Origin of the sequence: Aquitalea denitrificans (assembly GCF_009856625.1) — a bacterium.
Lineage (GTDB): Bacteria > Pseudomonadota > Gammaproteobacteria > Burkholderiales > Chromobacteriaceae > Aquitalea > Aquitalea denitrificans.
In genome coordinates this window covers 3,778,588-3,801,627 of the sequence record NZ_CP047241.1, presented here as the reverse complement: position 1 = coordinate 3,801,627, position 23,040 = coordinate 3,778,588, and the positions used below count along the sequence as shown (strand labels likewise).

23 protein-coding genes and 1 pseudogene are annotated in these 23,040 nt (G+C 57.6%); 16 read left to right on the top strand and 8 right to left on the bottom strand.

The window, feature by feature from the left end; all coding sequences use genetic code 11:
• The first annotated feature begins 28 nt into the window (after positions 1-28).
• The 10 genes from GSR16_RS17520 (at position 29) to GSR16_RS17475 (ending at position 11,324) form a co-directional block, all read left to right on the top strand.
• Complete coding sequence (locus GSR16_RS17520; RefSeq protein ID WP_159879664.1) at positions 29-4,909, top strand: glycosyltransferase; 4,881 nt, start codon at positions 29-31, stop codon at positions 4,907-4,909.
• A gap of 90 nt (positions 4,910-4,999) precedes the next feature.
• Positions 5,000-5,842 (top strand): flagellin N-terminal helical domain-containing protein, encoded by an 843-nt coding sequence (locus GSR16_RS17515; protein ID WP_159879662.1) that lies wholly within the window; start codon positions 5,000-5,002, stop codon positions 5,840-5,842.
• A gap of 78 nt (positions 5,843-5,920) precedes the next feature.
• The gene (locus tag GSR16_RS17510) at positions 5,921-6,346 is read left to right on the top strand and encodes a flagellar protein FlaG (RefSeq protein WP_159879660.1); all 426 of its coding nucleotides are present in this window, start codon (positions 5,921-5,923) and stop codon (positions 6,344-6,346) included.
• A 38-nt stretch (positions 6,347-6,384) separates the two neighbouring features.
• Positions 6,385-7,743, top strand: a complete 1,359-nt coding sequence (gene fliD / locus GSR16_RS17505) for a flagellar filament capping protein FliD (protein ID WP_159879658.1) — start codon at positions 6,385-6,387, stop codon at positions 7,741-7,743.
• Between the two features lie 24 nt (positions 7,744-7,767).
• Positions 7,768-8,196, top strand: a complete 429-nt coding sequence (gene fliS, locus GSR16_RS17500) for a flagellar export chaperone FliS (protein WP_159879656.1) — start codon at positions 7,768-7,770, stop codon at positions 8,194-8,196.
• Between the two features lie 23 nt (positions 8,197-8,219).
• Positions 8,220-8,537, top strand: a complete 318-nt coding sequence (locus GSR16_RS17495; RefSeq protein ID WP_159879654.1) for a hypothetical protein — start codon at positions 8,220-8,222, stop codon at positions 8,535-8,537.
• A 66-nt stretch (positions 8,538-8,603) separates the two neighbouring features.
• Positions 8,604-8,960, top strand: a complete 357-nt coding sequence (locus tag GSR16_RS17490; RefSeq protein WP_159879652.1) for a DUF2802 domain-containing protein — start codon at positions 8,604-8,606, stop codon at positions 8,958-8,960.
• Positions 8,957-10,009 (top strand): flagellar hook-length control protein FliK, encoded by a 1,053-nt coding sequence (fliK, locus tag GSR16_RS17485; protein ID WP_159879650.1) that lies wholly within the window; start codon positions 8,957-8,959, stop codon positions 10,007-10,009. The genes GSR16_RS17490 and fliK overlap by 4 nt, the downstream gene beginning before the upstream one ends.
• Entirely contained in the window at positions 9,987-10,328 is a 342-nt protein-coding gene (locus tag GSR16_RS17480; RefSeq protein ID WP_159879648.1) for an EscU/YscU/HrcU family type III secretion system export apparatus switch protein, read from the top strand. The genes fliK and GSR16_RS17480 overlap by 23 nt, the downstream gene beginning before the upstream one ends.
• Before the next feature lie 129 nt (positions 10,329-10,457).
• Positions 10,458-11,324 (top strand): NAD(P)-dependent oxidoreductase, encoded by an 867-nt coding sequence (locus GSR16_RS17475; RefSeq protein ID WP_159879646.1) that lies wholly within the window; start codon positions 10,458-10,460, stop codon positions 11,322-11,324.
• 49 nt (positions 11,325-11,373) lie between these two features.
• Here the strand turns inward: GSR16_RS17475 and GSR16_RS17470 are convergent, their stop codons facing one another.
• Complete coding sequence (locus GSR16_RS17470; RefSeq protein ID WP_159879644.1) at positions 11,374-11,670, bottom strand: DUF1272 domain-containing protein; 297 nt, start codon at positions 11,668-11,670, stop codon at positions 11,374-11,376.
• 184 nt (positions 11,671-11,854) lie between these two features.
• On the opposite strand from GSR16_RS17470, the gene GSR16_RS17465 reads away from it, so the two are divergent.
• Both GSR16_RS17465 and GSR16_RS17460 read left to right on the top strand, forming a co-directional pair.
• A complete protein-coding gene (locus tag GSR16_RS17465; protein ID WP_159879642.1) occupies positions 11,855-12,058 on the top strand; it encodes a hypothetical protein in 204 nt (67 codons plus the stop codon).
• Positions 12,059-12,141: 83 nt separating this feature from the next.
• Positions 12,142-12,381: a hypothetical protein gene (locus GSR16_RS17460; protein WP_159879640.1), complete on the top strand. Its 240-nt coding sequence runs from the start codon at positions 12,142-12,144 to the stop codon at positions 12,379-12,381.
• On the opposite strand, the gene GSR16_RS17455 is transcribed toward GSR16_RS17460, so the two are convergent.
• From GSR16_RS17455 to GSR16_RS17445, 3 genes are all read right to left on the bottom strand, one after another.
• Positions 12,365-12,895 (bottom strand): hypothetical protein, encoded by a 531-nt coding sequence (locus GSR16_RS17455; protein ID WP_159879638.1) that lies wholly within the window; start codon positions 12,893-12,895, stop codon positions 12,365-12,367. The genes GSR16_RS17460 and GSR16_RS17455 overlap by 17 nt on opposite strands.
• Before the next feature lie 192 nt (positions 12,896-13,087).
• Positions 13,088-13,726, bottom strand: coding sequence for a hypothetical protein (locus GSR16_RS17450; protein ID WP_159879636.1), 639 nt, complete (start codon positions 13,724-13,726; stop codon positions 13,088-13,090).
• A 170-nt stretch (positions 13,727-13,896) separates the two neighbouring features.
• Positions 13,897-14,763, bottom strand: a complete 867-nt coding sequence (locus GSR16_RS17445) for a YicC/YloC family endoribonuclease (RefSeq protein WP_159879634.1) — start codon at positions 14,761-14,763, stop codon at positions 13,897-13,899.
• Between the two features lie 99 nt (positions 14,764-14,862).
• On the opposite strand from GSR16_RS17445, the gene GSR16_RS17440 reads away from it, so the two are divergent.
• From GSR16_RS17440 to rph, 3 genes are all read left to right on the top strand, one after another.
• Positions 14,863-15,831 (top strand): serine/threonine protein kinase, encoded by a 969-nt coding sequence (locus tag GSR16_RS17440; protein ID WP_159879632.1) that lies wholly within the window; start codon positions 14,863-14,865, stop codon positions 15,829-15,831.
• A gap of 10 nt (positions 15,832-15,841) precedes the next feature.
• Positions 15,842-16,735, top strand: a complete 894-nt coding sequence (locus GSR16_RS17435) for a PP2C family protein-serine/threonine phosphatase (RefSeq protein ID WP_159879630.1) — start codon at positions 15,842-15,844, stop codon at positions 16,733-16,735.
• Between the two features lie 84 nt (positions 16,736-16,819).
• Complete coding sequence (gene rph / locus GSR16_RS17430; RefSeq protein WP_159879628.1) at positions 16,820-17,536, top strand: ribonuclease PH; 717 nt, start codon at positions 16,820-16,822, stop codon at positions 17,534-17,536.
• Between the two features lie 57 nt (positions 17,537-17,593).
• Here the strand turns inward: rph and GSR16_RS17425 are convergent, their stop codons facing one another.
• From GSR16_RS17425 to rstA, 4 genes are all read right to left on the bottom strand, one after another.
• On the bottom strand, positions 17,594-18,403 hold the full coding sequence (locus GSR16_RS17425; RefSeq protein WP_159879626.1) for a trypsin-like serine peptidase: 810 nt from the start codon (positions 18,401-18,403) through the stop codon (positions 17,594-17,596).
• An 88-nt stretch (positions 18,404-18,491) separates the two neighbouring features.
• Entirely contained in the window at positions 18,492-19,517 is a 1,026-nt protein-coding gene (locus GSR16_RS17420) for a hypothetical protein (RefSeq protein ID WP_159879624.1), read from the bottom strand.
• A 140-nt stretch (positions 19,518-19,657) separates the two neighbouring features.
• The gene (gene rstB / locus GSR16_RS17415; protein WP_159879622.1) at positions 19,658-20,929 is read right to left on the bottom strand and encodes a two-component system sensor histidine kinase RstB; all 1,272 of its coding nucleotides are present in this window, start codon (positions 20,927-20,929) and stop codon (positions 19,658-19,660) included.
• A 3-nt stretch (positions 20,930-20,932) separates the two neighbouring features.
• Entirely contained in the window at positions 20,933-21,649 is a 717-nt protein-coding gene (gene rstA, locus GSR16_RS17410) for a two-component system response regulator RstA (RefSeq protein ID WP_159879620.1), read from the bottom strand.
• Positions 21,650-21,822: 173 nt separating this feature from the next.
• On the opposite strand from rstA, the pseudogene GSR16_RS21515 reads away from it, so the two are divergent.
• A pseudogene (locus tag GSR16_RS21515) lies at positions 21,823-22,986 on the top strand (FIST signal transduction protein); the annotation flags it as partial.
• Positions 22,987-23,040 lie beyond the last annotated feature (54 nt).

Genomic DNA, 23,040 nt, shown 5'->3' with positions numbered 1-23,040 from the left:
CGCATTACTACTCCAATTCGAGGCCCCTATGTCTCAAGCCCTGTCTACAACTGCTGATCTGGCCAACTCGCCTTACTACATCTATGCGCCCCCCTACCGTGAGACTTCCGGCGGAGTGCGTGCGCTCTACCACCTGTGCCACTGGTTGAACGAGGCAGGCCAGGAAGCGTATGTGATGCATCAGGAGGCCAGTCATGGCCTGAATACACGGGTTCTCACGCAGGAAATCTATCAGGCGCATCGGGAAGCCGGGCGTGAGCCAGTTGTCATCTACCCGGAAATCATCCGCGGCAACCCGCTGCAGGCGCGTCATGTGGTGCGCTACCTGCTGAACTACCCCGGACGTTTGTCCAATACCCCGCTGGACAAGCTGGGCTGGGCAGCCAGTGACATGGTGTATACCCACGGCTGGGATATCGTACCGGATGGCTGGTCCGCCGCCTTGCTGCAAGTGCCCTTGATCGATACCCAGGTTTACAACAGCGACGGTATCGGGGAGCGCCACGGCAAGCTGGTGTGGCTGCACCGTTATCTGGAAAAGGGTGGTGTGCCGGGCGATGTGGTGGCCGATGCCACGGAAATTTCATTCCGCGGCAAGGTGCGCAGCCCGCGTGAACTGGCCGCACTCTACCGTTCCGCCGAGCTGTTCTACACCTACGAGCACAGTACCGGCTGCTTCGAGGCGCTGCTGTGTGGCTGCCCGGTGGTGTACCTGCCCAATCCGCTAATGCTGGACAAACCCTTGCACAGCTATCTGGGTGATGATGGCGTGGCCTGGGGCGATAGCCCGGAAGCCATTGCCCATGCCAAGGCCACCGTGCACAAAGCCAGGGAGCGCTACGAGGCAATCCACCAGGAATTCCTGCAGGAGCTGCGCGACTTCGTCGATACCACGCAGGGCCGGGTGCGCGCCAAGTCCTATGCCAATGTCGCCGTTCAGCTGGCCATTGGCAAATCAGGCCGTACCGAACGCCAGTTGCCAACCCTGCCGGCAGGCACGGCAACCGATACGCTTCCGGCACAACGCTTGCGCGTGGGCGTGCTGTCCGGGGATTTCCTGGATGGTGCCTGCATGCGCCTGCGCCTGCATGATGCGTTCAGCTTGCTGTCGCCCTGGATTGACACCGCTTATTTCCCCGGTAATTCGGCAGTTGGCTGCCGCCGGGAAGAGTTTGATATCGATACCCTGGTGGAGTGGGCCGATGTCTTCATCATTCAGCGCGGTATTCTGAGCGAACGCAACAGCGACTTTCTCGACAAGTGTTTTGCCAGTGGCAAAACCATGATTTTTGAAGCGGACGACTGGCTGCCGGGCATGCCGGCATCGCATCGTCAGTTCTACGAATTCGATCCTTACGGCCTGCTGCGCTTCTGGCGCGACAAGATGCATCTGTTTGCCGCCGTGACTGCCAGCACCGAGCCGCTGGCAGTGCGGCTGCGCGAGCTGAACCAGAATGTGCATCTGATTCCCAATGCGCTGTCTGCGTCCCGCTACGCTGGCCTCAAGCGAGAGCCCAAAGGCCCGGACGCGCCCATTACCATCGGCTTTGCCGGAACCTCCACTCACGCCGACGACATGAAAGTCATTGGCCAGGCCCTGCTCAATATCCAGCAAAAATATGCACATCTGGTGCAGTTCGTGTTTTGGGGTTGCAGCCTGAGCGGGCTGGAAGGGGCAGCCAACGTCAAGGTAGTTGGCAAGTCGGTTACCTACATCGAATACCTGCAGGAGCTTAACCGGCTGGAGATCGACATCGGCATCGCTCCGCTGGAAGACACTGTTTTCAATGAGTCCAAGTCCGACCTGAAATGGCTGGAGTACACCGCCATCGGCGCAGCATGCGTGCTGAGCGATGTCCCGGCCTACCGCGAAGCCAAGGAACTGGGCCTGGCCGAAGTGGTGGGCAACGATACCGCCAGCTGGGATGCCGCCCTGTCACGGCTGGTGGAAGACGCCGAGCGCCGTCGCCAGTTGCACACCACCTCGCGTGATTACCTGTTGCGCTATGCCACGTTGGAGAGCCAGGCCTACCGCTGGGTGGAGCTGTTGCGTGAAGTGCTGCCGACACCGTTTCTGGATACCCTGGCCAGCTATCACCCCGAACGGCAGGCCGTGGTGGAAAACAATCGTCTGCAACTGATGTGGCCGAATACCTATCGTGCCTGGCAAAGCTGGGACAAACAGCACCAGCTGCGCGAAATCGATGCCGAGATGATGGCCGAGCGCATGATCACGCAATGGCAGCAGCAGCCACAATTCCTGCTGCTGATGCCCATTCGTGCCAGTGAAGCGGCCCTGCTGGCCAATACCATCGACGCCCTGCAGCAGCAGCTGTATAAGCACTGGAAGCTGATTGTGGTGGCAGACTGGGAAATGCCGGATCCCATCTTTAGTCAGAATGACACGCTGGGATGGCTGCAGCTGGACACCCTGGATGACCCGCAACTGTTCAGCATGGCACTCAATGGCCTGCTGGGGGAAATCCCGGCTGACTGGGTGCTGCTGTTGCCGGCCGGGGCCATGATTGCACCGCAATTGCTGCTGCGCATGGGCGATTGCATCCAGGCCAATCCGCAGGCGCTGGCCATCTATACCGATCACGACAGCTACACGCAGCCGGAATGCCGTGTGCTGCCGCAGCTGAAACCAGACTTCTCGTTGGACTACCTGCGGGCGCAGGACTATGTCGGTTCCGCTGTTGCCCTGTCCTATCAGGGCCTGGCCAGTCTGGGTGGCTTTGAAGCTTATCCGGGGTGCGAAAGCTGGAATCACCTGCTGCGTCTGGCAGAAAACTACGGTCTGGGCGTGGTGCAGCACCTGGATGAAGTCCTGATGCACTTCCCGGCAGAGCCGCTGGGGGTGCAGCATGAACGTGAGGCGGCACGCCGGGTTGCCCTGGAAAATCATCTGCAGCGGCTGGGTATCGCTGCCAGCGTGGTCAACGGTTATGCCGACAACACCCTGCATGTGGAGTACCAGGTCACTGGCAATCCGCTGGTGTCGGTCATCATCCCCACCCGCGACAAGATGGAATACCTGCAGCCCTGCGTGGAAAGCCTGTTTGCCCGCACCGGCTATCGCAAGTTTGAGTTGCTGATTATCGACAACGGCTCGCAGGACCCGGATACCTTCCGCTTTTATCAGGACTTGCTGCAGGATTATCCGGATCAAGTCCGCATCATCGATTATCCCCATGCCTTCAACTTCTCGGCCCAGTGCAATCTGGGGGTGGAGCAGGCGCGCGGGGATTACATCGTGCTGCTCAATAACGACACCGAAATCATCCAGCCGGAATGGCTGGAGCGGATGATAGGCATCGCACAGCGCCCGGAGGTGGGAGCGGTGGGTATCCGGCTGGTGTACCCGGAAAGCGGCTGCATCCAGCATGCGGGCATCGTGCTGGGCCTGCCAGGCGGCGTGTTGTCGGTGGCTGATCATGTGTTCGAGCAGTCCGAACTAGATACGCCGGGCTATATGAACCGCCTGCTGACCGAGCAGAATTATTCCGCCGTTACCGCAGCCTGCCTGATGGTGGCCAAGGATAAATATCTGGCCGTCGGTGGCTTTGATGCCGAGCAGCTTACCGTGCTGTTCAACGACGTGGACTTCTGTCTCAAGCTGCAGCAGCAAGGGCTGCTGAACGTCTTTACTCCCTATGTCACCATGGTGCACCACCACGCCAAGAGTATCGGCAAGCTGACGTATGAGCCTGCCGTTGCGCTGGCAGCCGCCGTGCGCGAGCAACAGGAACTGGCCGTGGTGCTCAAGCGCTGGCTGCCACAGCTGGCGCATGATCCAGCCTACAACCGCCACCTTACCTTCCGTACCAAGGACATGGCTTTCGAGCCGACGCGCGATACCAACTGGTTGCCGCGTCAGGCCGGGCGTCGCAAGGTACTGGGCCTGCCCATTCCTGGCGGTAGCGGCGAGTACCGCGTATCGCTACCCTTCCATGCCTTGCAGGAAAGCGGGCGGCTTGATGTGACGATGATCTCACCGGAAAGAGGGGCGGCTCCGCTGCTGTCCGTGGTGGAAATGGCCAGGTTCAATCCGGATGTGCTGCTGATTCACACCATGCTCACCGACGGTGTCCTGCATGCCGTCAAGCAGTATCGCGAATACCTGCCGGATTTGCGTCTGGTGTTTGGCCTGGATGACCTGGTGGGGGCGCTGCCGGAAAAAAGCATTCTCAACCGCGTATGGCGCAAGACCATGCCGGATGCGCGCCCACGTCTGCGCGCCATGCTCAAGCACTTTGATACGCTGGTGGTTTCTACCGAGCCGCTGGCCGACGCCTGCCGCGACATGATTGCCGACATTCGCGTGGTGCCAAACCGCCTGGCCCGTCACATGTGGGGCAAGGTTTCCTCATTGCGCGGCCAGGGCAAGAAACCGCGGGTGGGCTGGGTAGGTGCCCAGCAGCACCAGGGTGATCTGGCCTTGATCATCGATGTGGTCAAACAGACAGCAGACGAAGTGGAGTGGGTATTCATGGGCATGTGCCTGCCCGAGATGCGGCCTTATATCGCCGAGGAGCATCCTTGCGTGTCCTTCCAGGAGTATCCGGAAAAAATGGCCAGCCTGAATCTTGATCTGGCCATCGCACCGCTGGAAATCAATCCCTTCAATGAATCCAAGAGCAATCTGCGCCTGCTTGAATATGGTGTGATGCGCTGGCCGGTCATCTGCACGGATATCTACCCCTACCAGACCAATGACGCACCGGTATGCCGCGTACCCAATACCACCGAGGCGTGGGTGGAGGCCATCCGCAGCCGTATTGGCGATCTGGATGCTGCCTACCGGGAAGGCGATGCGCTACGCGCCTGGGTAGACCGCCATTACTGGCTGGAGGATCACCTTGATGATTGGCAGCAAGGCTTGAGCGAAGAAGTCGGCAAAAAATAATTGCCTAACTTCTAAAGTTTGCCAGCGGGGGGTCGATAACTAGTCAAGGCCCACACAGTCGCCCCCCCGAATGCTCTAAGGAGAATCATCATGGCACTTACCGTCAACACCAATATTGCGTCGCTCACCGCACAGAACAACCTGAGCAACTCCAGTTCTTCGCTCAACCTGTCCCTGCAACGCCTGTCCTCCGGTCTGCGCGTAAACAGTGCCAAGGATGATGCTGCCGGCCTGGCCATTTCCCAAACCCTGACTGCCGCCATCCGTGGTAACAACCAGGCCATCCGTAACGCCAACGACGGTACCTCCGTAGGCCAGACGGCTGAAGGCGCGCTGGGTCAGATCGGCAACAACCTGCAGCGTATCCGTGAAATTGCTACCCAGTCCGCCAACGGCTCGGTTAGCGACACTAACCGTTCGCAGCTGCAAAAAGAAGTTGACCAGCTGACCCAGGAAATTTCGCGTATTGTACAAACCACCCAGTTCAACGGCACCAAGCTGTTGTCCGGTGGTAACACCCTGACTTTCCAGGTGGGTTCCTCCGGTTCTACCGACAACACCGTATCGGTATCGGCTTCCGACCTGACCACCCAGCTGTCGTCGTACAACTCGTCGCTGACCAATAGCGCAACGATCAACGTACTGAGCCAGACTGGTGCCCAGGCCCAGCTGTCGGCCCTGGATGCGGATATCGGTACCGTATCGAACATCCGTTCCACCTTCGGTGCGGTACAGAACCGTTTCGATGCCGTGGTTGCCAACCTGCAAAACTACGTCACCAACCTGACCGCAGCCAACAGCCGTATCGTGGATGTGGACTTCGCATCGGAAACGGCCAACCTGACCAAGAACCAGATTCTGCAACAGGCTGGTACTTCCATCCTGAAACAGGCTAACTCTCTGTCTCAGTCGGCCCTGACGCTGCTGCAGTAAGCTACATTGATAGCATAAGCTGAAGAACCGGCCTCGGTTGGCATGCTGACCGGGGCCGTTTGTACGGGAGTCGCTGCCATGCAAATATCATCTACAAATGGTCCTGTCCTTCCTTTGACAAGCACGCCGACCGCGCGCCAGCAGAATCAGCTGACTCAAGGAAATACAGCCGACGCCACCGCCAGTTCGGTGCTGCCGAATACCACCAACGGTGTCGTTGCCGTAGGGCAAAGCCAGGCGCAAAATGCCACCAGTGATGGAACGAAGCAGAAAAAGGCCGATCCACTTGAGTTGCAGAACTCGGTCAAGCAGTTGAACGACGTGGCCAAGCTTTACTCCAGCCAACTGGAGTTTTCTGTAGACAAGGAAACCAATATCCAGGTCGTCAAGGTGGTGGATCAGGAAACACAAAAAGTCATTCGGCAGATTCCGTCGGAAGATGCGATCCGCATCGCCAAGGCGATTGACGATTTCAGGGGATTGCTGCTCAAGGATAAAGCCTGAGAGCGGTCATGCCCCTTCAGTAAAGGAGGTAATGCAAGATGGCTTCGATTACGACCAGTGTCGGCACACTGGATGTCCAGTCCATTGTCAGCCAGTTGATGACCATCGAGCAGCAGCCTCTGCAAGCCAGTCAGCAGCGTTCCAGCAAATACAATACCCAGCTGAGTTCGATTGGTCAGATCAGCTCTGCACTGTCTGCCTTGCAAAGCTCCGCCAGTAAAATGTCGACTGGAGCCTTCCTGCAGCAGTTCAAGGCCAGTTCCACCGATACCAGCATTGCCAGCGTAGCGACGACCACCGGTGGGGTTGCTGGCAGTTATGCACTGAATGTGACCCAACTGGCCAAGTCGCGCCAACTGGTGTTCGACCGCGTTGGCAGCAGTGCCGTCACCGATCCCAAGGCAACCCTGAGCGGTGCGCCAACCTCGCTGACGCTGACCGTGGCCGGCAAGGATACCGTCATCAATCTGACGCCCAGTGCTACCGATACCGTCAGCCTGCAGTCCATTTCCGACCGTATCAACCAGAGCGGTGCCGGAGTGAACGCCTCTGTCGTACAGAATAATGGTGAGTACAAGCTGGTACTTGCCTCGTCCAACTCAGGTAGTGACAACGCCTTCACCATCAAGGCAGGTGGTACCGATTCCGGCTCGACTTCCGGCTCGACGCTGGCCGGTCTGAGCCAGAGCATCACGGCGGCAGGTGAATCCACTGCGGCTAGCGATGCCTTGCTGACCGTCAACGGCGTCAGCGTGTCCTCCGGTAGTAATCACCTGACCAATGTCATTTCCGGGGCCAATGTGGACATCACCAAGCTGGGCCAGTCCACCATCACCATGACATCGGACAGCAGCGGCATTGCCACTTCGCTGCAAGGTTTTGTTGATGCCTACAATCAGGTGAAATCTGCGGTAGACTCTGCACGTTCCGGCAGCCTGAAGGCCAATGCCTCGGTACTGGCGATCCAGCAAAAGCTCACCAGCATTCTGAGTACCCAGATTCCGGGTGTCGATGCGACCACTTCCTATGCCTATCTGGCTCAGGCCGGGATTTCGATCCAGAAGGATGGCACGCTCAAACTGGACCAGACTGCCTTCAACAAGGCGCTTAGCGCCAATCCGACGGCGGTGGCCAATTTGTTCGGTAATGCCAGCAGTACAGGTTTTGGCGACCGTCTGAGTTCGGCGGTGAATGATTTGCTGGGCCCGAACGGGGTGATTGAAACCAGCAAGACATCCATCAACAGCCTGATCACGTCGGAAACCAGTTTGCAAACCAGTCTGAGTGCCAAGCTGAGCGCACGCCAGACCATGTATACCCAGCAATACACAGCGTTGAATGCCGTATTGTCGAAAATGCAGCAATCGACCAGCAATCTGGCCAACCTGCTGGCCTAGGACAGAACCAAATGGTAAAGAATCATGCTGAATTCCAAGATGCTCAAGCAGTTCAACAAGGCTTATGAAGACGATGCCCTGAAGGCTGCGGTGTATGGTGCCAGCCCGGTCGGACTGGTGGTGTTGTTGTATGAAGGTGCGATCAAGGCCATCAACCAGGCCGGTTATGCCATCGAGGCGCAGCGTTACGATGAAAAGGCGCGGCTGGTGTCCAAAACCATCGACATCATCGATGGCCTGCGTGAATCACTCGACCTGCAACAGGGTAGTGACGCCGCCGCTAATCTGAACGACCTCTACATCTACATGAAGCAGCGGATGAGCATTGCCAACCTGAAGAATGACCTGGAAATTCTGGCAGAAGTGCGCCGCCTGCTGGAAACCATCCTGCCTGCCTGGCAGGAACTCAACCGTTCCAGCATGTCAACCAGTGCGGCCAGCAGTGCTTACTGAGATTGCTCCGATGAGGTGTCGCCATGAAAACTAGCATCCAGCCCGCGCAAATCGATGCGATGTTGGCGACACTGAGCCAGGCGCTGGCCGCCTGTGAAGCCCGCGATTTTGACTTGGTAACCCGGTTGTCCGAACAACAGGAAAGCGAACTGGCCACCTTGTTGCCGCAATTACAAGTGGAAGTGGCCAGCCTGCCGGATGCAACACGTGAACGAGTCATCTTGCTGATTGCCCAGCGCGAACATTTGCAGCGAGAAATTGCCAACTGGATAGGCCAGATGCGTGATGAAATGCAGACGGTCAGCCAAAATAATCGACTACTGAAGACATACACTTCGTAAAGACCGGCTTGGGTTACTGCCGGTTTCACCATACACTTAGAAAAAGCGCTGCGTGAGGGTTTCATCATGTCCGGTTCGCCCTTTTTCTATATTGTCGTGTTGCTGCTGCTGGCACTGTCAGTCGTCTGCGGCTATTTGTACTGGCGTCTGCAGCGGCTGGAAAACCGGCGCGACAGTCTGACCACCATGTATCTGGATCAACAACAGCAGCAAATCAGCACCTTGCAACGGGATCTCGCACGTCTGATGGCGCGGCTTGAGCAACAGTCCCGTAGCGAGCCTGCCAGCCTCAGTCCCTACAACCAGGCAATAGAAATGATCAAGAAAGGCATTTCAGCCTCCGAGGTTGCCAGCCAGTGTGGCATTTCCCGTAGCGAGGCCGAACTGATCATCTCCCTTTACCGAAACAATTCCACCTCATGATTCCGTCCCTGCCACCCACCATTGCAAGCGGTACGCTTGCACCGCAAACCGTCTCCTCGGTACGGCTGTTGCTGGAAGGCGGGAAGGCACTGCTGGATGCCAGCGTTGTACCGGCCAAACTGCCTCCGCTGATGCTCGGGGAGCAGGTGACTGCCCAGGTGGTGGACAGCAAGAACAATGGTCAGCAACTGTCTGTTCTGATCAAGAACAGCCTGTTTAGCCTGGATGTGCCACAGGGTATGACCGTCAGCGGCAATACCCTGTCGCTCAAGGTGGCCAATCTGGCCCCGACGCTCAGTTTTGCCTTGCAGGAGCAAACCACCGAGGCCGCACAAGATGGCTCGGTCGAGGTGCAGCTCAGTCCGGCATCGAAATACCTTACCGGCATGCTGCAAACCAGCAAACCCGGCCTTCCGGCAACCGATCTAAGCCTCGATGCCGCCAAGCAGCCTCCGGCAGCGACGGCGCAGGATCTGAAAAGCAATATTAGCCAGAGCGGGTTGTTTTACGAATCCCACCTCAAGGAATGGCTGGACGGACGCCATAACCTCGCCCAGGTGCAGCAGGAGCCACAGTCGCGACTGTTGAGCAAGCTGAATGATGATCTGGCCAGTCCCACACCCGAGAAAGCAAGCAGCACAAACACCCTTAGTCCGCGTACGGTAGCACCGGAGCTGGCCAATCTGGTTCAGCGCCAGCTGGATATTGTGGAAAACCAGCAACTGCAGCTCAATGGCTATGCCTGGCCGGGCCAGCCCATGCAACTGCAGATCCAGCAGGAACATACCAATGAGCGCACCGCGAGCCTGGGTGCCGATGATGTCGGTGTCTGGAGTACATCGCTGTCACTCAACCTGCCTGCGCTTGGCGGCTTGTCGGCGCGGGTCAGGTTGGTGGGACAAAGCGTGCAGGTATCATTTGTGGCGGAAGAAGATGAGGCCAGCGGATTGATCCAGCAACATGCAAATCAGTTGCAAAGCGGCATGGAGGCCGCGGGCCTGACTCTGGCCAATCTGGCGGTGAAAAATGGCACAGTCACCCAAGACTGAGGATCACCGCAAGTCAGCCGTAGCACTAGCCTACCGGGAAGGCCAGCGCTCGCCAACGGTAGTGGCCAAGGGGTATGGCCAACTGGCAGAGCGCATCATTGACCGAGCCAAGGATGCTGGCGTATTTGTGCACGATTCGCCAGAGCTGGTGTCATTGCTGATGCAGGTTGATCTGGACCGGCATATTCCGGAAGAGCTCTACCGCGCGGTAGCAGAAATTCTGGCCTTTGTTTATTTCCTGGAAAACAAGGCTACCGGTGCCGACTTCGAGTTTGAATCCTGGTTGGCCGGGCGGCGTGACAGCCAGCCATCTTCCTGATTTCTGCCAAACGGTTTTCAGGCCGTGCATGCCTTGCTAGTCGCCGCTGAAATTTCTGAACACCATCTCCTTCACCGCACCAGATTGCGGTAATCTTATGCTTTGTCTCTGCATACTGCTGGAGTGGATATGAAAGTCGGTTATATCGGCCTGGGCATCATGGGCCTGCCCTGTGTGTTGAACCTGTTGAAAGCCGGCCATGCCGTTACCGTCTGGTCACGCCAGCGCGAGCGGGCGGCTGCAGCGCTGGACGCCGGAGCCACCTGGGCAGACAGCCCGGCGCAACTGGCAGCCCAGGTGGAGGTGCTGATTACCAATGTGTCCGATACCAAGGATGTTGAGCATGTACTGTTGGGTGAGAATGGTGCCGTACATGGTGCCAAGCCTGGCCTGGTATGTGTCGACATGAGTACCATCTCTCCCATCGGTGCGCGGGAAATTGCTGGCCGGCTGGCTTCTGCCGGTGTTGATTTTCTGGATTGCCCGGTTTCTGGTGGCCAGGTTGGTGCGGTTAATGGCACGCTGACCATCATGGTGGGTGGCAAGGCAGATGCGCTGCAAAAAGTGCGCCCGGCCCTGGAGGCCATGGGCAAGACCATCACTCATATTGGTGATTCTGGTGCCGGGCAAGTGGCCAAGGCATGTAACCAGATCGCTGTCGGTGTCGGCGTAGCAGCGGTTGCCGAGGTGATGAAACTGGCCAAGGCCTGCGGTGTGGACCCGGCACCGGTACGGGAAGCCCTGCTGGGTGGTTTTGCCCAGAGCCGCGTGCTGGACATCCATGGCCAGCGCATGATTGATGACAACTATACGCCAGGCTTCAAGGCGCATTTGCATCAGAAAGATATGGGTATTGTGCTGGATACTGCCCAGCAGCTGGGCATCCGTTTGCCGGAAGCCGAGCGGGTTGAAGGATTGATCCGGCAATTGGTGGAGCAAGGTGAGGGTGAGCTGGATTCTGCTGCCATCGCCCGCTTGATCTGGCAGCAAAACTGATCCCGGCTACCTTGCTCCCGTGAACAGGCCCGCTCGCAGCGGGCCTGTTTCATGTGGGTTTGCTGCCTCTGCTGTCCAGCCAGCGCGCGTGCTCCTGCAGATCAGTTGGCTGATATACCTCCCGTGTTCCGGCTGGGTAATGTTGCAGATCATTGCCATTACGACCGTCACGTTCTGGACGGATGGGGCGTGGTACCAGATTGCCGCCGCAATTGGGGCAGCAGTGCTGCAGTAGTACTGCGCAATCGGCGCAGAAGGTACACTCAAATGAACAGATGCGCGCCACCGTAGATTCCGGTGGCAGCGCACGGCGGCATTGCTCACAGCTCGGTCGCAACTCCAGCATGATGCATTCCTGAGTGGTCAAAATCACAGCCTAGTTCAATGCCAGTGCGTAGGGGAGTGCGGATACGGACTTCCTGCTGCCATATCTGGCCATTGTCCATCCGCATGCATGGAGTCAGGTTTAGTCCTGTGGCGTGGTGTACTACATTGGAAGTATTCGCCCAATGGCTGTCGGGGGGCTGCTGATGACTACATTCAAACAAAGAAAACACAATGAAGAACGGCGTTCGGGCAAGGATCGTCGGCAGAAGGATGGCAGTTCTCCTACCGGGCATGAGCGGCGGAAGGATGTTGAACAGCGCAAGCCTGATGTCGAGGAAATCAACCTGAGTCTGGATGAGTGGGAAGAAATTGTCCGCTGCAACGTCATCAATACCGTGCCGAAGTGAAGTACGGGTTCAACTGAACGATATGCTGGGCCATATGCTCTAACACTGCATTCCAGACAGGAAAACACTGGCAGGAGGCTGTGATGGATGCCATTGATATTCTAAGCCTGATGCAAACCCATCCACCGGTGGAGCCCGTCAGCCTGTCGGCCATTCCGCTATTGCTGGCACAGGCCATTGCCCCCATTACCGGCAAACTTACTGTAGATGAACTGGAACGCCTGGTTGGTGCAGGGGCCGCACTGTGCGCACATGGGCAGGACTTGCAGTTCCGCAGTGTTGAGGCCGATCTTCTGGTCAAGCAGCTTAGCGAGTCGGTTTGACCGCTTTCACCGGTTTGCTGACGACGGTTGCTGCCGCCGCCGGTGCGCTCGCTTGCTCCGGCAGGTATTGCACCACCAGTGCCCGCAAAATCCGGTAACCGTTTTCCTGTGGGGTTCCCAAACGCTCCCGCCAGGCCATGCTGTCAATTGCGCCACGCATGCCACCATTGCTGGTCAGTAAAATGGCGGCGCTGCCGCCTGCACGCCTGACTTGCTGCGCGATGGCACGCAGCATGGTGCCGTTTACCGTGGCCATGTCGTAGTCACTGACACGGATCATGCCCATGATCCGGTAACGATGTGGCGGATCTCCCGCATCCCAGATTTCCACGCCATCCACCACACGCTTGCTGCCGCCTTCCCCGTCAATGATCTTGCTGCCGTTACGGTATTCAAACACCGTATATTCCGCTGTTGTACAGCCAGCCAGCAGGGCTGCACCGAGCAGCAGACAGGGTAGGGCCAGGCGGCACAGGTGCATGAATTTCGGAATGGTCGGGTGTTGTGGAAGCAAAGGTGAGGTCCGCGATCGTGGTTGTGCATCCAAGGAGATAGTCTGCCGGGACAATATTCCAGCCTCGGTCATTTTGCCGTAGGCATCTTAACGTGGCTGTCCGGTGGCCGCGCACCTGCTCATCAGTAATCAAGGTAAAAAAATGCAAAATGAAAAGATGTTGCGGCCATCTGCGTCAGTGATTGCAGCAATTCAGTCATTCCAACAACGCAACTGGTTAGCTTGCATAAAGTCAGGATCACGCAGCAGGGCGTCCGCAAACGGATTGTCAGCCTGTATATGCATCCCTTTACGGATGAAGGCTGCACGCATTTCCAGTCCGATGGGCTGGCCGTATTTCTTGAAGCGGATCAGATACTGGATGTCAAAGCCGCTGGCCATTTTGTTTTGTCGGGATACCACCGCCTGGGTTTGCGGGCTGTCCCAGCCGGAAGAGCACTGCTGAATGAGCTTGAACAGAGTTTCTCCATTGGCCAGGCGTATGTGTTTGGAGAAGTAGACTGCGGTCCGGACTTGATCCACCCACTGTTTCTTGGCTATGCCGGCATCATCGGCCAGTGCCGCGTTGCGCGGGATGCGGGATTTGCGTACATCCGGATCGCCATGGATGAAACGGTGAAAGCGATCGCCTTCCCGGCACTGCATGCAAGCATCCGCTTGCAGGAAGCTGGTTTCCTCCGGTGCCGGCGACAGGATCTGAACCGCGGGTGGCAATGATGGCTGATAAGGCCGAGGCTGTCCGGCAGGAATGGTGTCTAGCATTTCTCCATAGCTGCAGCCCGCCAAGCTGCCTACCAGCACGCTCAGCCATACCACCTTCATCATCATCATGTATTCCTTGTGTCCGAGCCGGCATTCTAAGTCGTAACGGATACTTGCATGGTGTTACAGGTGTAAAGAGAGGTAAGCGCGGCGTGGTGTTGCATGGGCTGAAATCACAAAAGCCCCGGCTGGCGGGGCTTCTGTTGGTTCGGTGCCACGGTGTGACACGGTATGAAAGTTTACTCGATATTCTGGATCTGCTCGCGCATCTGTTCTATCAGAACTTTCAGTTCTACCGAGGCCTGGGTGGTTTCGGTGGACACCGACTTGGAACCCAGGGTGTTGGCTTCCCGGTTGAGCTCCTGCATCAGGAAGTCAAGGCGTTTGCCGGTCTGGCCACCTGTCTTGAGAATGCGTTTTACCTCAGTCAGGTGGGTGGTCAGACGGGAGAGTTCTTCATCGACATCAATCTTCTGGGCGAACAGAGCGAACTCTTGCTTGATGCGGTCGTCTTCCACATTGCCCAGCGCTTCTTGCAGACGGCCGGACAGCTTGTTCATATAGGCTTCCAGAATCAGCGGCAGCTTGGGCTTGATACCGGCGATGATGGTTTCCATGGCGCTAACCCGATCCTGCAGGATCTGCTTGAGCTTCTCGCCCTCGCGGCCACGTGATGCGTTGAAGTCTTCCAGTGCGGTAGCCAGGCTTTGCAGGCAAAGTTGCTGCAGCACTTCCGGTGCCAGGGTATTGCTCTTCAGGGTGCCTGGCCAGCGCAGCAGTTCGCCGACTGACAGACCTTTGGCTTGCGGAGCCTGTTTTTCCACCTGCGCGGCTACTTGTAGCAGACTGGCCAGAAAATCGGTATTGAGCTCCAGCGTGGGGTTATCCGACTCCAGCTGGTTCAGCCCGACACGGCATTCCAACTTGCCACGGGTGACGCGAGATGACACCATCTCACGCAGCTGCGGTTCGATGACCCGCAGCTCTTCCGGCAGGCGCATCTGCACATCGAGATAGCGGTGGTTGACGGCACGGACTTCCAGGCTGAGCAAGCCGCCGGGAAAGTCTCTGCTGATGGATGCAAAGCCTGTCATACTTAGAATCATTGTGGGCCCCCGTAGTGGTATCAGTAAAAACAGAACAGGGCCCGAATTGCTGTTGTAGCTCAATTCCGGGCCAACGAACACTATAGCAACTGCCATGTCATGACTCAATCCAGCCAACTGACTGCCTTGCCGGTGGGCTATCGCCTGGCCGAGTACACCATTGTCCGCCAGCTGTCCGTAGGCGGTTTCAGCGTGGTCTATCTGGCGCTGGACGATGCCGACCGCAAGTACGCCATCAAGGAATACCTGCCGCGCAATCTGGCCGAGCGCGACGATGAAGGCATGATTACCGTGCCACACGAACTGGACCGCGATGCCTTTAATCTGGGCCTTAAGTGCTTTTTTGAAGAAGGCCGCATTCTGGCGGAAATCAGCCATAACAATGTGGTGCATGTCAGCAATTTCTTTCGTGCCAACCAGACCGTATACATGGTGATGGAGTATGCCGACGGCCGCTCGCTGGGACGCGAGCTGGAAGTGGCCGGCGGGCGCATCGAAGAGCGCCGCCTGCGCAAGTGGTTTGCCGCGCTGCTGTCTGGCCTGCGCGAGGTGCATCTGCACCGCCTGCTACACCTGGATATCAAGCCGGCAAACATCTACCTGCGCCGTGGCGGGCACCCGCTGTTGCTGGATTTCGGTGCCGCCCGGCAAACCTTGTCGCGTCGTGACAAGCATTTTGCCTCCATGTACACCCCAGGTTTTGCTGCGCCGGAGCAGTATGAGAAGGACCAGCCGCTGGGGCCGTGGACCGATATTTACGCCATTGGTGCCTGCTTGTATGTCTGCATGGGTGGCAGGACGCCGCAAATTGCGCATGACCGTATGGCGGATGACAAACTGGCATCGGCCAGCAAGTTGTTCCGCCACTATTATTCCAGAGAGCTGCTTGAATTGACGGACCAATGCCTGATGCTGGCTCCGGATGCACGACCACCGAGTGTGATGACCATCCAGAAGCGCCTGCTTGAAACCGACTACAGCAAACCCGAGCCTATGCCCGAATCTGCCATTGCCGCCAAAAAACTGGTCGGCTGGATCAAGGGCCTGGCTGGCGGCCGTTCTTCCTGAGGAGTACCCGATGAAACTATCCATATATCAGGAAAGCCGTATCGGTGGCCGCTCCTATAATCAGGACCGTCAGGTCATTGCCCATTCCCGCGAAGCCGTGATGCTGGTGGTGGCCGATGGTATGGGAGGGCATTTGCAAGGTGAGGTGGCCGCACAGATCACCATCGATCTGATGAGCGAACTGTTTTACCAGCAAGCCACGCCGACGCTGTCGCATCCCAACCGCTTTCTGGTCAATGCCATCAGCTCAACCCATCAGGCGATTCTCGATTATGCGGCCGACCAGCGCTTGCCTGAAATCCCCAGCACTACCGTGGTGGCAGCCATCATCCAGCAGGGCATGTTGTACTGGTGTCATGTTGGTGATTCACGCCTGTATCTGCTGGACAGCAAGCAGGGCCTGCTGCTGCGCTCGCGTGACCATTCCCAGGTGCAGCGCATGATCGATCAGGGCAAGCTCACCGAGGAGGGTGCGCGCACCCATCCGGAACGCAACAAGATCTACAACTGCCTGGGTGCCACTACCGATCCGGATATCGATATTGGCGAGAAGCAGTTCCTGCAGGCCGGTTCTTCCGTGGTGCTGTGCTCGGATGGGTTGTGGTCGCAGATCAGCGATGGCGAAATGGAGAAGGTATTCATTGGCCGTGCTGTTGGCCAGGTGATGCCTGCACTGATGAATGTGGCCGAGCGGCGTGCCGGCAGTGCCGGTGACAATCTGTCGGCGGTAGCGGTAACCCTGTTGGACGATGCTGCAGACATTGCAGGCAAGCCTGATGTGCTGGACACCCTGGTTACTCCGCCACGCCACAGTGGCCGGGTCATCCTGGATCCGAATCTGGAGCTGATGCATCAGGAGATTCTTGCCAGCCGTCTGGCCAGCCCCTCCGGCAAACAGAGCTGATCCGTGTAGTCTGCTGCCCCAATCATTCAGGCTGCGCATGCCGTAAGGCATGCGCAGCGCTTGTTTCATACTGGAATTATCAAGATGCGACCTTCCCAAAGAAATGCCGACGCCTTGCGCGCCATCCGTCTTACCCGCCACTACACCAAGCATGCCGAGGGCTCGGTGCTGGTGGAGTTTGGCGATACCAAAGTCATTTGCACTGCCAGCGTGGATGAATCCGTACCCGGTTTTCTCAAGGGCAAGGGCAAGGGCTGGGTGACGGCCGAATACGGCATGCTGCCGCGCTCCACCGGCAGCCGCATGCGGCGCGAATCGGCTGCTGGCAAGCAAAGCGGTCGTACCCAGGAAATCCAGCGCCTGATTGGCCGCTCACTACGTGCAGTGGTGGATATGGAAAAACTGGGAGAGCGTCAGATCCAGATCGACTGCGATGTCATCCAGGCCGATGGCGGCACTCGTACCGCCAGCATTACCGGTGCCTTTGTTGCCTTGCACGATGCCATCAACGGCCTGATCGCCCAAGGCAAGCTGACACAAAGCCCGCTGCGGGATTTTGTAGCCGCCATTTCGGTTGGTATCCATCAGGGTGAAGCTGTGCTGGATCTGGATTATCTGGAAGATTCGGACTGCGAAACCGACATGAATGTGGTGATGACCGGCAATGGCCGCTTTGTGGAAGTGCAAGGCACGGCGGAAGGCGAACCGTTCAGCGAAGAGGAAATGGCTGCCATGATGCAACTGGCCAAGAAGGGTATTGGCGAGCTGATCGCCCTGCAACAGCAGGTGCTCGGCGTGTAGCTCAGCCGGCAGTCTGCTGCAGGTATTGCATGAATACAGGGGCTGCGGCCCCTGTTGTCATTTCCTGACGCTGCCTTGCTGGATGAACTGCTGCAGCTGCTGGTAAAACACCGGGCTGGACAGCGCCATATTGTCTTCCTTGTGGCGGCGGGACGCGATCGGGGCCGAACTCTGGATGCCGATCAGCGTCATGCGGCCATTGATGCTGGCCAGGATGGGCGAGCCGCTATTGCCTTCCAGCGTGTCGCAATGGTGGGTCAGGCGGCCATCAGCCAGCAGCCCGGTGGCTTTGCAGTTGTTATGCACCAGCAGGTGAGTAAGGTCATCCAGCGGGTAACCGCCATTGGTGACCGTGTTATGGATGCCTTGCAACTGTTGTTTCAGCGCCTGGCTGTCTCCGGCAAATACCGGTATCACCCCGCGGCTGCGCCCCAGAGGCTGACTGAGCCGGACAAAGGCGAAATCGCGCCCGGCTATTTTTTTGGGGATATAGGTACCGTCCGGGCGGTGTTCCAGCCCGGCCAGAAAGGCCTTGTCCACCTGAACTTCACGAATGGTGCTCTGCTCGCTGTATTCCTTGCCGGCCAGGCCTACCGTAAAGCTGATGGCGGGATCAAAGCGGCCATGCCGGTTGATGAAACAATGACCGGCAGTCACTACCACATCCTCTGCCACCAGGGTGGCGGTGCAGACCAGATGGCTTTTGGTTTCCAGCTGGCCCACGGCTTGCCACAGCCCACTGTCCGGATCGGTCTTGACGCGATCATCCTTGCCAAAGAACAGGATCAGCTGTTCGGCAGTAGGTTTGGCTTGGGCTGCCAACGGCAGCAGACACAGGCTCAGGGCAAGCAGGGTAGTGCGCAACATAGGGTCGGTTCCAATGCAATCGGGGCGCCGAAGCGCCCCGAAGGTAAGACTTGCAGCCAACCGGGGTCAGCTGTCGATTCCGTGCTGATTACTTGGCAGCGGAAGCGGCTTTTTTAGCCTTTTTTGCCGGAGCGGAAGCTTCAGCAGCTTGGGCTTTCTGAGCGGAAGCGTCAGCTTTCTTGGCAGCGTGCTTTTTAGCGTGGTGCTTTTTGGCAGCGTGCTTTTTGGCCGGAGCGGAAGCATCAGCAGCTTGGGCTTTCTGAGCGGAAGCGTCTACTTTCTTGGCAGCGTGCTTTTTAGCGTGCTTTTTGTGAGCTTTCTTGGCCGGAGCGGAAGCGTCAGCAGCGGAAGCAGCGGCTTGGGCTTTTTGAGCGGAAGCGTCTACTTTCTTGGCAGCGTGCTTTTTAGCGTGCTTTTTGTGAGCCTTCTTGGCCGGAGCGGAAGCGTCAGCAGCGGAAGCAGCGGCTTGGGCTTTCTGAGCGGAAGCGTCTACTTTCTTGGCAGCGTGCTTTTTAGCGTGCTTTTTGTGAGCTTTCTTGGCCGGAGCGGAAGCGTCAGCAGCTTGGGCTTTCTGAGCGGAAGCATCTACTTTTTTGGCAGCGTGCTTTTTAGCGTGCTTTTTGTGGGCTTTCTTGGCCGGAGCGGAAGCGTCAGCAGCTTGGGCTTTCTGAGCGGAAGCGTCCTTCTTAGCCTTTACTTTCTTGGCTTTCTTGGCCGGAGCGGAAGCGTCAGCAGCTTGAGCTTTCTGAGCGGAAGCGTCTTTCTTGGCTACTTTTTTGGCTTTCTTGGCCGGAGCGGAAGCTTCAGCAGCCTGAGCTTTCTGAGCGGAAGCGTCTTTCTTAGCTACTTTTTTGGCTTTCTTGGCCGGAGCGGAAGCTTCAGCAGCCTGAGCTTTCTGAGCGGAAGCGTCTTTCTTGGCTACTTTTTTGGCTTTCTTGGCCGGAGCGGAAGCTTCAGCAGCTTGAGCTTTCTGAGCGGAAGCGTCTTTCTTTACTTTCTTCTCAGCTTTTTTAGCTTTGTGGATAGCTACCGGAGCGGAAGTGTCAGCAGCGAAAGCAGCAGTGGAGGTCAGGCCGAAGGCAGCGGTCAGAGCGAGCAGAGCCAGCTTTTTCATTTTTATACAACTCCTAAGTTCATCTTGAAAATTCAAGTTGGAAGGCGGACTGATAGTCCTATTCAGGGGGGCATCGTAACGGCGTGGGCCGGGTAGCGTCTACCCGAACCATGTATCTCAATGTAACTAAATGTACATTCTCATGTTGGCCAACGAATAATGAAACGGGCACCGCCCAGCGGTGATGCTTCGACACGCACTTCGCCATGGTGCAGACGAGCAATGCCCGCGACGATGGCCAGGCCCAGACCGTGGCCACCGGTCTTGCGCCCGCGACTTTCATCCAGCCTGATGAAGGGGTCGAATACCCTGGCACGGTCGGCTTCGGGAATGCCGGGGCCATCGTCGTCCACCATGATGGTGCAGTTGCGGTTTTCTACGCTGAGCGTGGTCTGGATGGTGCTGGTGGCGTAGCGGCGGGCATTGGACAGGAAATTGTCCAGCGCCCGCGTGACCAGATACTGGTCGGCAAGAAAAACCAGCTCGTCTCCCGCAGGCTCTATCCAGTGCATGTCCGGTGCGAGTGTCGCCTGTTCGTGAATGCGTTCGCGCGCCCATGCCACCGCTTCAAACTGGGTCAGTTGGAGTGGCGCTTCTGGCCGGTCCAGCTTGGCATGGAACAGCAGTTCTTCCACCAGCGAATCGATGGCAGCCAGATCTTTCTCGATAGCTTTCTTGGCTGGCGAGTCCTCCTCACCCTCCAGCAAGGCTAGCCGGTAGCGCAGTCGCGCCAGAGGTGTGCGCAGTTCGTGGGCCACGGCATTGGTCAGGGCCTTCTTGCTGGCCAGCAGGGCGGCAATGCTGTCGGCCATGTGATTGAAGGCAGCGGCTACCTGGCGTACCCCGGAGCGGCTGGGCAGGTGTACCCGGGCGGAAAAATCGCCGCCGGCGAGCTTGCCGGCAGTCTTTTCCAGCGTAACCAGATCCTTCCAGTGTGGCTGCATCCACAGGAATACCGGAATGGCCAGCGACAGTCCCAGCAGTGCCAGCAAGGCGTAATCCACCGATTTGAGCTGATGCAGGAAGAACAGATAGCGCAGCGGGCCGGCAACCAGTAAATAATTGCTGTCCTCGATTTTTTGCAAGAAGAGGTATTTGTCTTCCAGCATGACGATTTCGCCCCGGTTCAGCGCATCCTCCGACTCTTCATCCAGCAGGTAGTTGCTTTGCTTTTCCACCGTCACCTTGAAAGTGAAGTCGTGGTTGGAGCTTTGCAGGGTTTCGGTCCAGCGGTCTTCCGGCACGCCGTGCAGGTCTGCCTCAATCAGCGACAGGGTGGTGCGTAGCAGGTCGGACAGATAGCGCTCGCCCACATCGTCCACGGCCTGTTTGTAAACCGCACCCACCATGACCACCGCCACCATGAAACAGGTAACCAGCAACAGGTAAAACTGGATGAACAGACGGCGCATTGCTTATTCCCAGCCGGACAGCGAGAACAGATAGCCGCGATTGCGTACTGTCTTGATGCGGAAAGGTTCGGTTGGGTTGTCGCCCAGTTTTTTGCGCAGGCGTGAAATGGCCACGTCTATGCTGCGATCCAGTCCGTCATAGCTGACGCCGCGCATCTCCTTGAGCAGGATGTCGCGGTTGAGGGTTTCGCCGGCATGGTTGGCCAGCAGCCACAGCAGGTCGAAGTCGGAGGTGGACAGGGAGACTTTTTCCTTGCCCAGAATCACGTCGCGGCTGACCGGGTCAATCGACAGCTGGCCGAATATCAGCTTGCGTTGAGTCTTTACCGGTGCTGCTTCGCTTGCCTGCTGCATTGGCCGCATATTGCGTAGTTGCGAACGCAGGCGTGCCACCAGCACCGAGGGCGGGGTGGTTTTGAGGATGTAATCGTTGGCACCCAGCTCCAGGCCCAGGATCTGGTTCATGTCGCTGTCCAGTGAGGTCAGCATGATGATGGGGCCGTCAAAGTTGGGCCGCAGCTCGCGGCAGATGGACAGGCCGTCCTTGCCGGGCAGCATAATGTCGAGCAACACCATATCGGGTGCTTCGCGCTCGATGGTCGCGAGCGCCGTATCGCCGCGTGGTTCGATCACGACATCCATTTCGTGGCGGGCCAGAAAGTCGCTGATCAGTTCGGCCAGATCGGCGTCATCTTCTACAAATACGATACGGTAAGTCATGCCTTGCTATCCATCCGGTTGAATCGGTATCGGGGGAGTATGGCGCGAGGTGCGCACAGACTCAACCGTGTACTACGCCGGATGCGACTCTGAGGTAGATCAGACCTTTCCGAGTAAGCATATGGAATGTGTGATTTTTCTTGCTAACATGAAGTCTGATCCATGCGGTAAGCATGGAAATAATAATAGTCAGCACCAACGGGAGAGTACGGATGTTTTTCAAACGCAATAAAACCACCACGGTTACTCAGGCCGACAGGGCCGGGTTGCCGCCCGTTCAGGTGATTCGCAGCCGCACAGCTTCGCTTGAGGCTGATCTGCGCGCCGCCAGCCGTGACGATATCCAGCTGGTATTGGGTTTTATCAACCCTGCGGCGAATCTGGATCAGGTTGCCCGCAGCGCTGCAGCGGCTTTTCCGGGAGCCAAAGTGGTATTGACTACCACGGCCGGTGAGCTGTGTTCTGCCAAGGCCGGCGATGCCTTGTATCTGCCGGCAAATGCCGGCTGGGACAGCATGGTGTTCCAGCTGTTCGATAAGAAGCTGCTGGCCGGGGTGCATGTGGCCAGCGTGCCGCTGGGCTGTGAAGATATCAAGGCGGGCCAGCCCAAGGTGGGGCATGAGGAACGCGTGCGCCGGCTGATCGACAATTTGTCGCGGGTGCAGCCGACATTTGCCATGAATTACCAGGAAGGTTTCGTACTGACCCTGGTAGATGGCCTGTCCAATAGCGAAAGCTATCTGATGGAGGCCATTTACGAGTCGGACCGTTTCCCCTACCTGTTCATCGGCGGTTCGGCTGGTGGCCCGCTGGATTTCTCCATGACCCGGCTGCACGACGGCCAGAGCGTGCGTGAAGGCCATGCCGTGCTGGTGTTCATCAAGCTGGCACCGGCTTATCGCTATGGCGTGTTCAAGTCGCAGAATTTCCAGGACACCGGTACTTCCTTCACCATCGCCAAGGCCAGTTCCGAACTGCGCAGCGTCGAGTCGGTATTTGACCGGGATGGCAAGGTAGCCAATGTGGTGGAGGTGTTGGCGCGCCATTTTTCCTGTCGATCTGCCGAGGTGGCTGAGCGGCTGGCCAAATTCAGCTTCGGCATCAAGATCAAGAATGAAATGTTTGTACGCTCGGTGTTGAGCGTGGATGCCGAGCGCGGGATATTGCACTTTGCCTGTGACCTGTCGTTTGGCGAAGAGCTGCATCTGCTCAAGCAAGAGGGTCTGGTAGAACGCACCCAGAGCGACTTTTCCCGCTTTACCCAGGGCAAGCCGCAAGCGATTGGCGGCTTGCTCAACGACTGTATCTTGCGCCGGCTCAACAACAGTGCAGCGCTCGCCGGCAGCAATGTCTACGGTGATATCCCGGTGGCAGGTTTTTCCTCGTTTGGT

Bases quoted from the DNA above. Each gene is read 5' to 3' on its own strand.
- GSR16_RS17520 (WP_159879664.1), top strand. From the start codon at position 29: ATGTCTCAAGCCCTGTCTACAACTGCTGATCTGGCCAACTCGCCTTAC.
- GSR16_RS17515 (WP_159879662.1), top strand. From the start codon at position 5,000: ATGGCACTTACCGTCAACACCAATATTGCGTCGCTCACCGCACAGAAC.
- GSR16_RS17510 (WP_159879660.1), top strand. From the start codon at position 5,921: ATGCAAATATCATCTACAAATGGTCCTGTCCTTCCTTTGACAAGCACG.
- fliD (WP_159879658.1), top strand. From the start codon at position 6,385: ATGGCTTCGATTACGACCAGTGTCGGCACACTGGATGTCCAGTCCATT.
- fliS (WP_159879656.1), top strand. From the start codon at position 7,768: ATGCTGAATTCCAAGATGCTCAAGCAGTTCAACAAGGCTTATGAAGAC.
- GSR16_RS17495 (WP_159879654.1), top strand. From the start codon at position 8,220: ATGAAAACTAGCATCCAGCCCGCGCAAATCGATGCGATGTTGGCGACA.
- GSR16_RS17490 (WP_159879652.1), top strand. From the start codon at position 8,604: ATGTCCGGTTCGCCCTTTTTCTATATTGTCGTGTTGCTGCTGCTGGCA.
- fliK (WP_159879650.1), top strand. From the start codon at position 8,957: ATGATTCCGTCCCTGCCACCCACCATTGCAAGCGGTACGCTTGCACCG.
- GSR16_RS17480 (WP_159879648.1), top strand. From the start codon at position 9,987: ATGGCACAGTCACCCAAGACTGAGGATCACCGCAAGTCAGCCGTAGCA.
- GSR16_RS17475 (WP_159879646.1), top strand. From the start codon at position 10,458: ATGAAAGTCGGTTATATCGGCCTGGGCATCATGGGCCTGCCCTGTGTG.
- GSR16_RS17470 (WP_159879644.1), bottom strand. From the start codon at position 11,670: ATGCTGGAGTTGCGACCGAGCTGTGAGCAATGCCGCCGTGCGCTGCCA.
- GSR16_RS17465 (WP_159879642.1), top strand. From the start codon at position 11,855: ATGACTACATTCAAACAAAGAAAACACAATGAAGAACGGCGTTCGGGC.
- GSR16_RS17460 (WP_159879640.1), top strand. From the start codon at position 12,142: ATGGATGCCATTGATATTCTAAGCCTGATGCAAACCCATCCACCGGTG.
- GSR16_RS17450 (WP_159879636.1), bottom strand. From the start codon at position 13,726: ATGATGATGATGAAGGTGGTATGGCTGAGCGTGCTGGTAGGCAGCTTG.
- GSR16_RS17445 (WP_159879634.1), bottom strand. From the start codon at position 14,763: ATGATTCTAAGTATGACAGGCTTTGCATCCATCAGCAGAGACTTTCCC.
- GSR16_RS17440 (WP_159879632.1), top strand. From the start codon at position 14,863: ATGACTCAATCCAGCCAACTGACTGCCTTGCCGGTGGGCTATCGCCTG.
- GSR16_RS17435 (WP_159879630.1), top strand. From the start codon at position 15,842: ATGAAACTATCCATATATCAGGAAAGCCGTATCGGTGGCCGCTCCTAT.
- rph (WP_159879628.1), top strand. From the start codon at position 16,820: ATGCGACCTTCCCAAAGAAATGCCGACGCCTTGCGCGCCATCCGTCTT.
- GSR16_RS17425 (WP_159879626.1), bottom strand. From the start codon at position 18,403: ATGTTGCGCACTACCCTGCTTGCCCTGAGCCTGTGTCTGCTGCCGTTG.
- GSR16_RS17420 (WP_159879624.1), bottom strand. From the start codon at position 19,517: ATGAAAAAGCTGGCTCTGCTCGCTCTGACCGCTGCCTTCGGCCTGACC.
- rstB (WP_159879622.1), bottom strand. From the start codon at position 20,929: ATGCGCCGTCTGTTCATCCAGTTTTACCTGTTGCTGGTTACCTGTTTC.
- rstA (WP_159879620.1), bottom strand. From the start codon at position 21,649: ATGACTTACCGTATCGTATTTGTAGAAGATGACGCCGATCTGGCCGAA.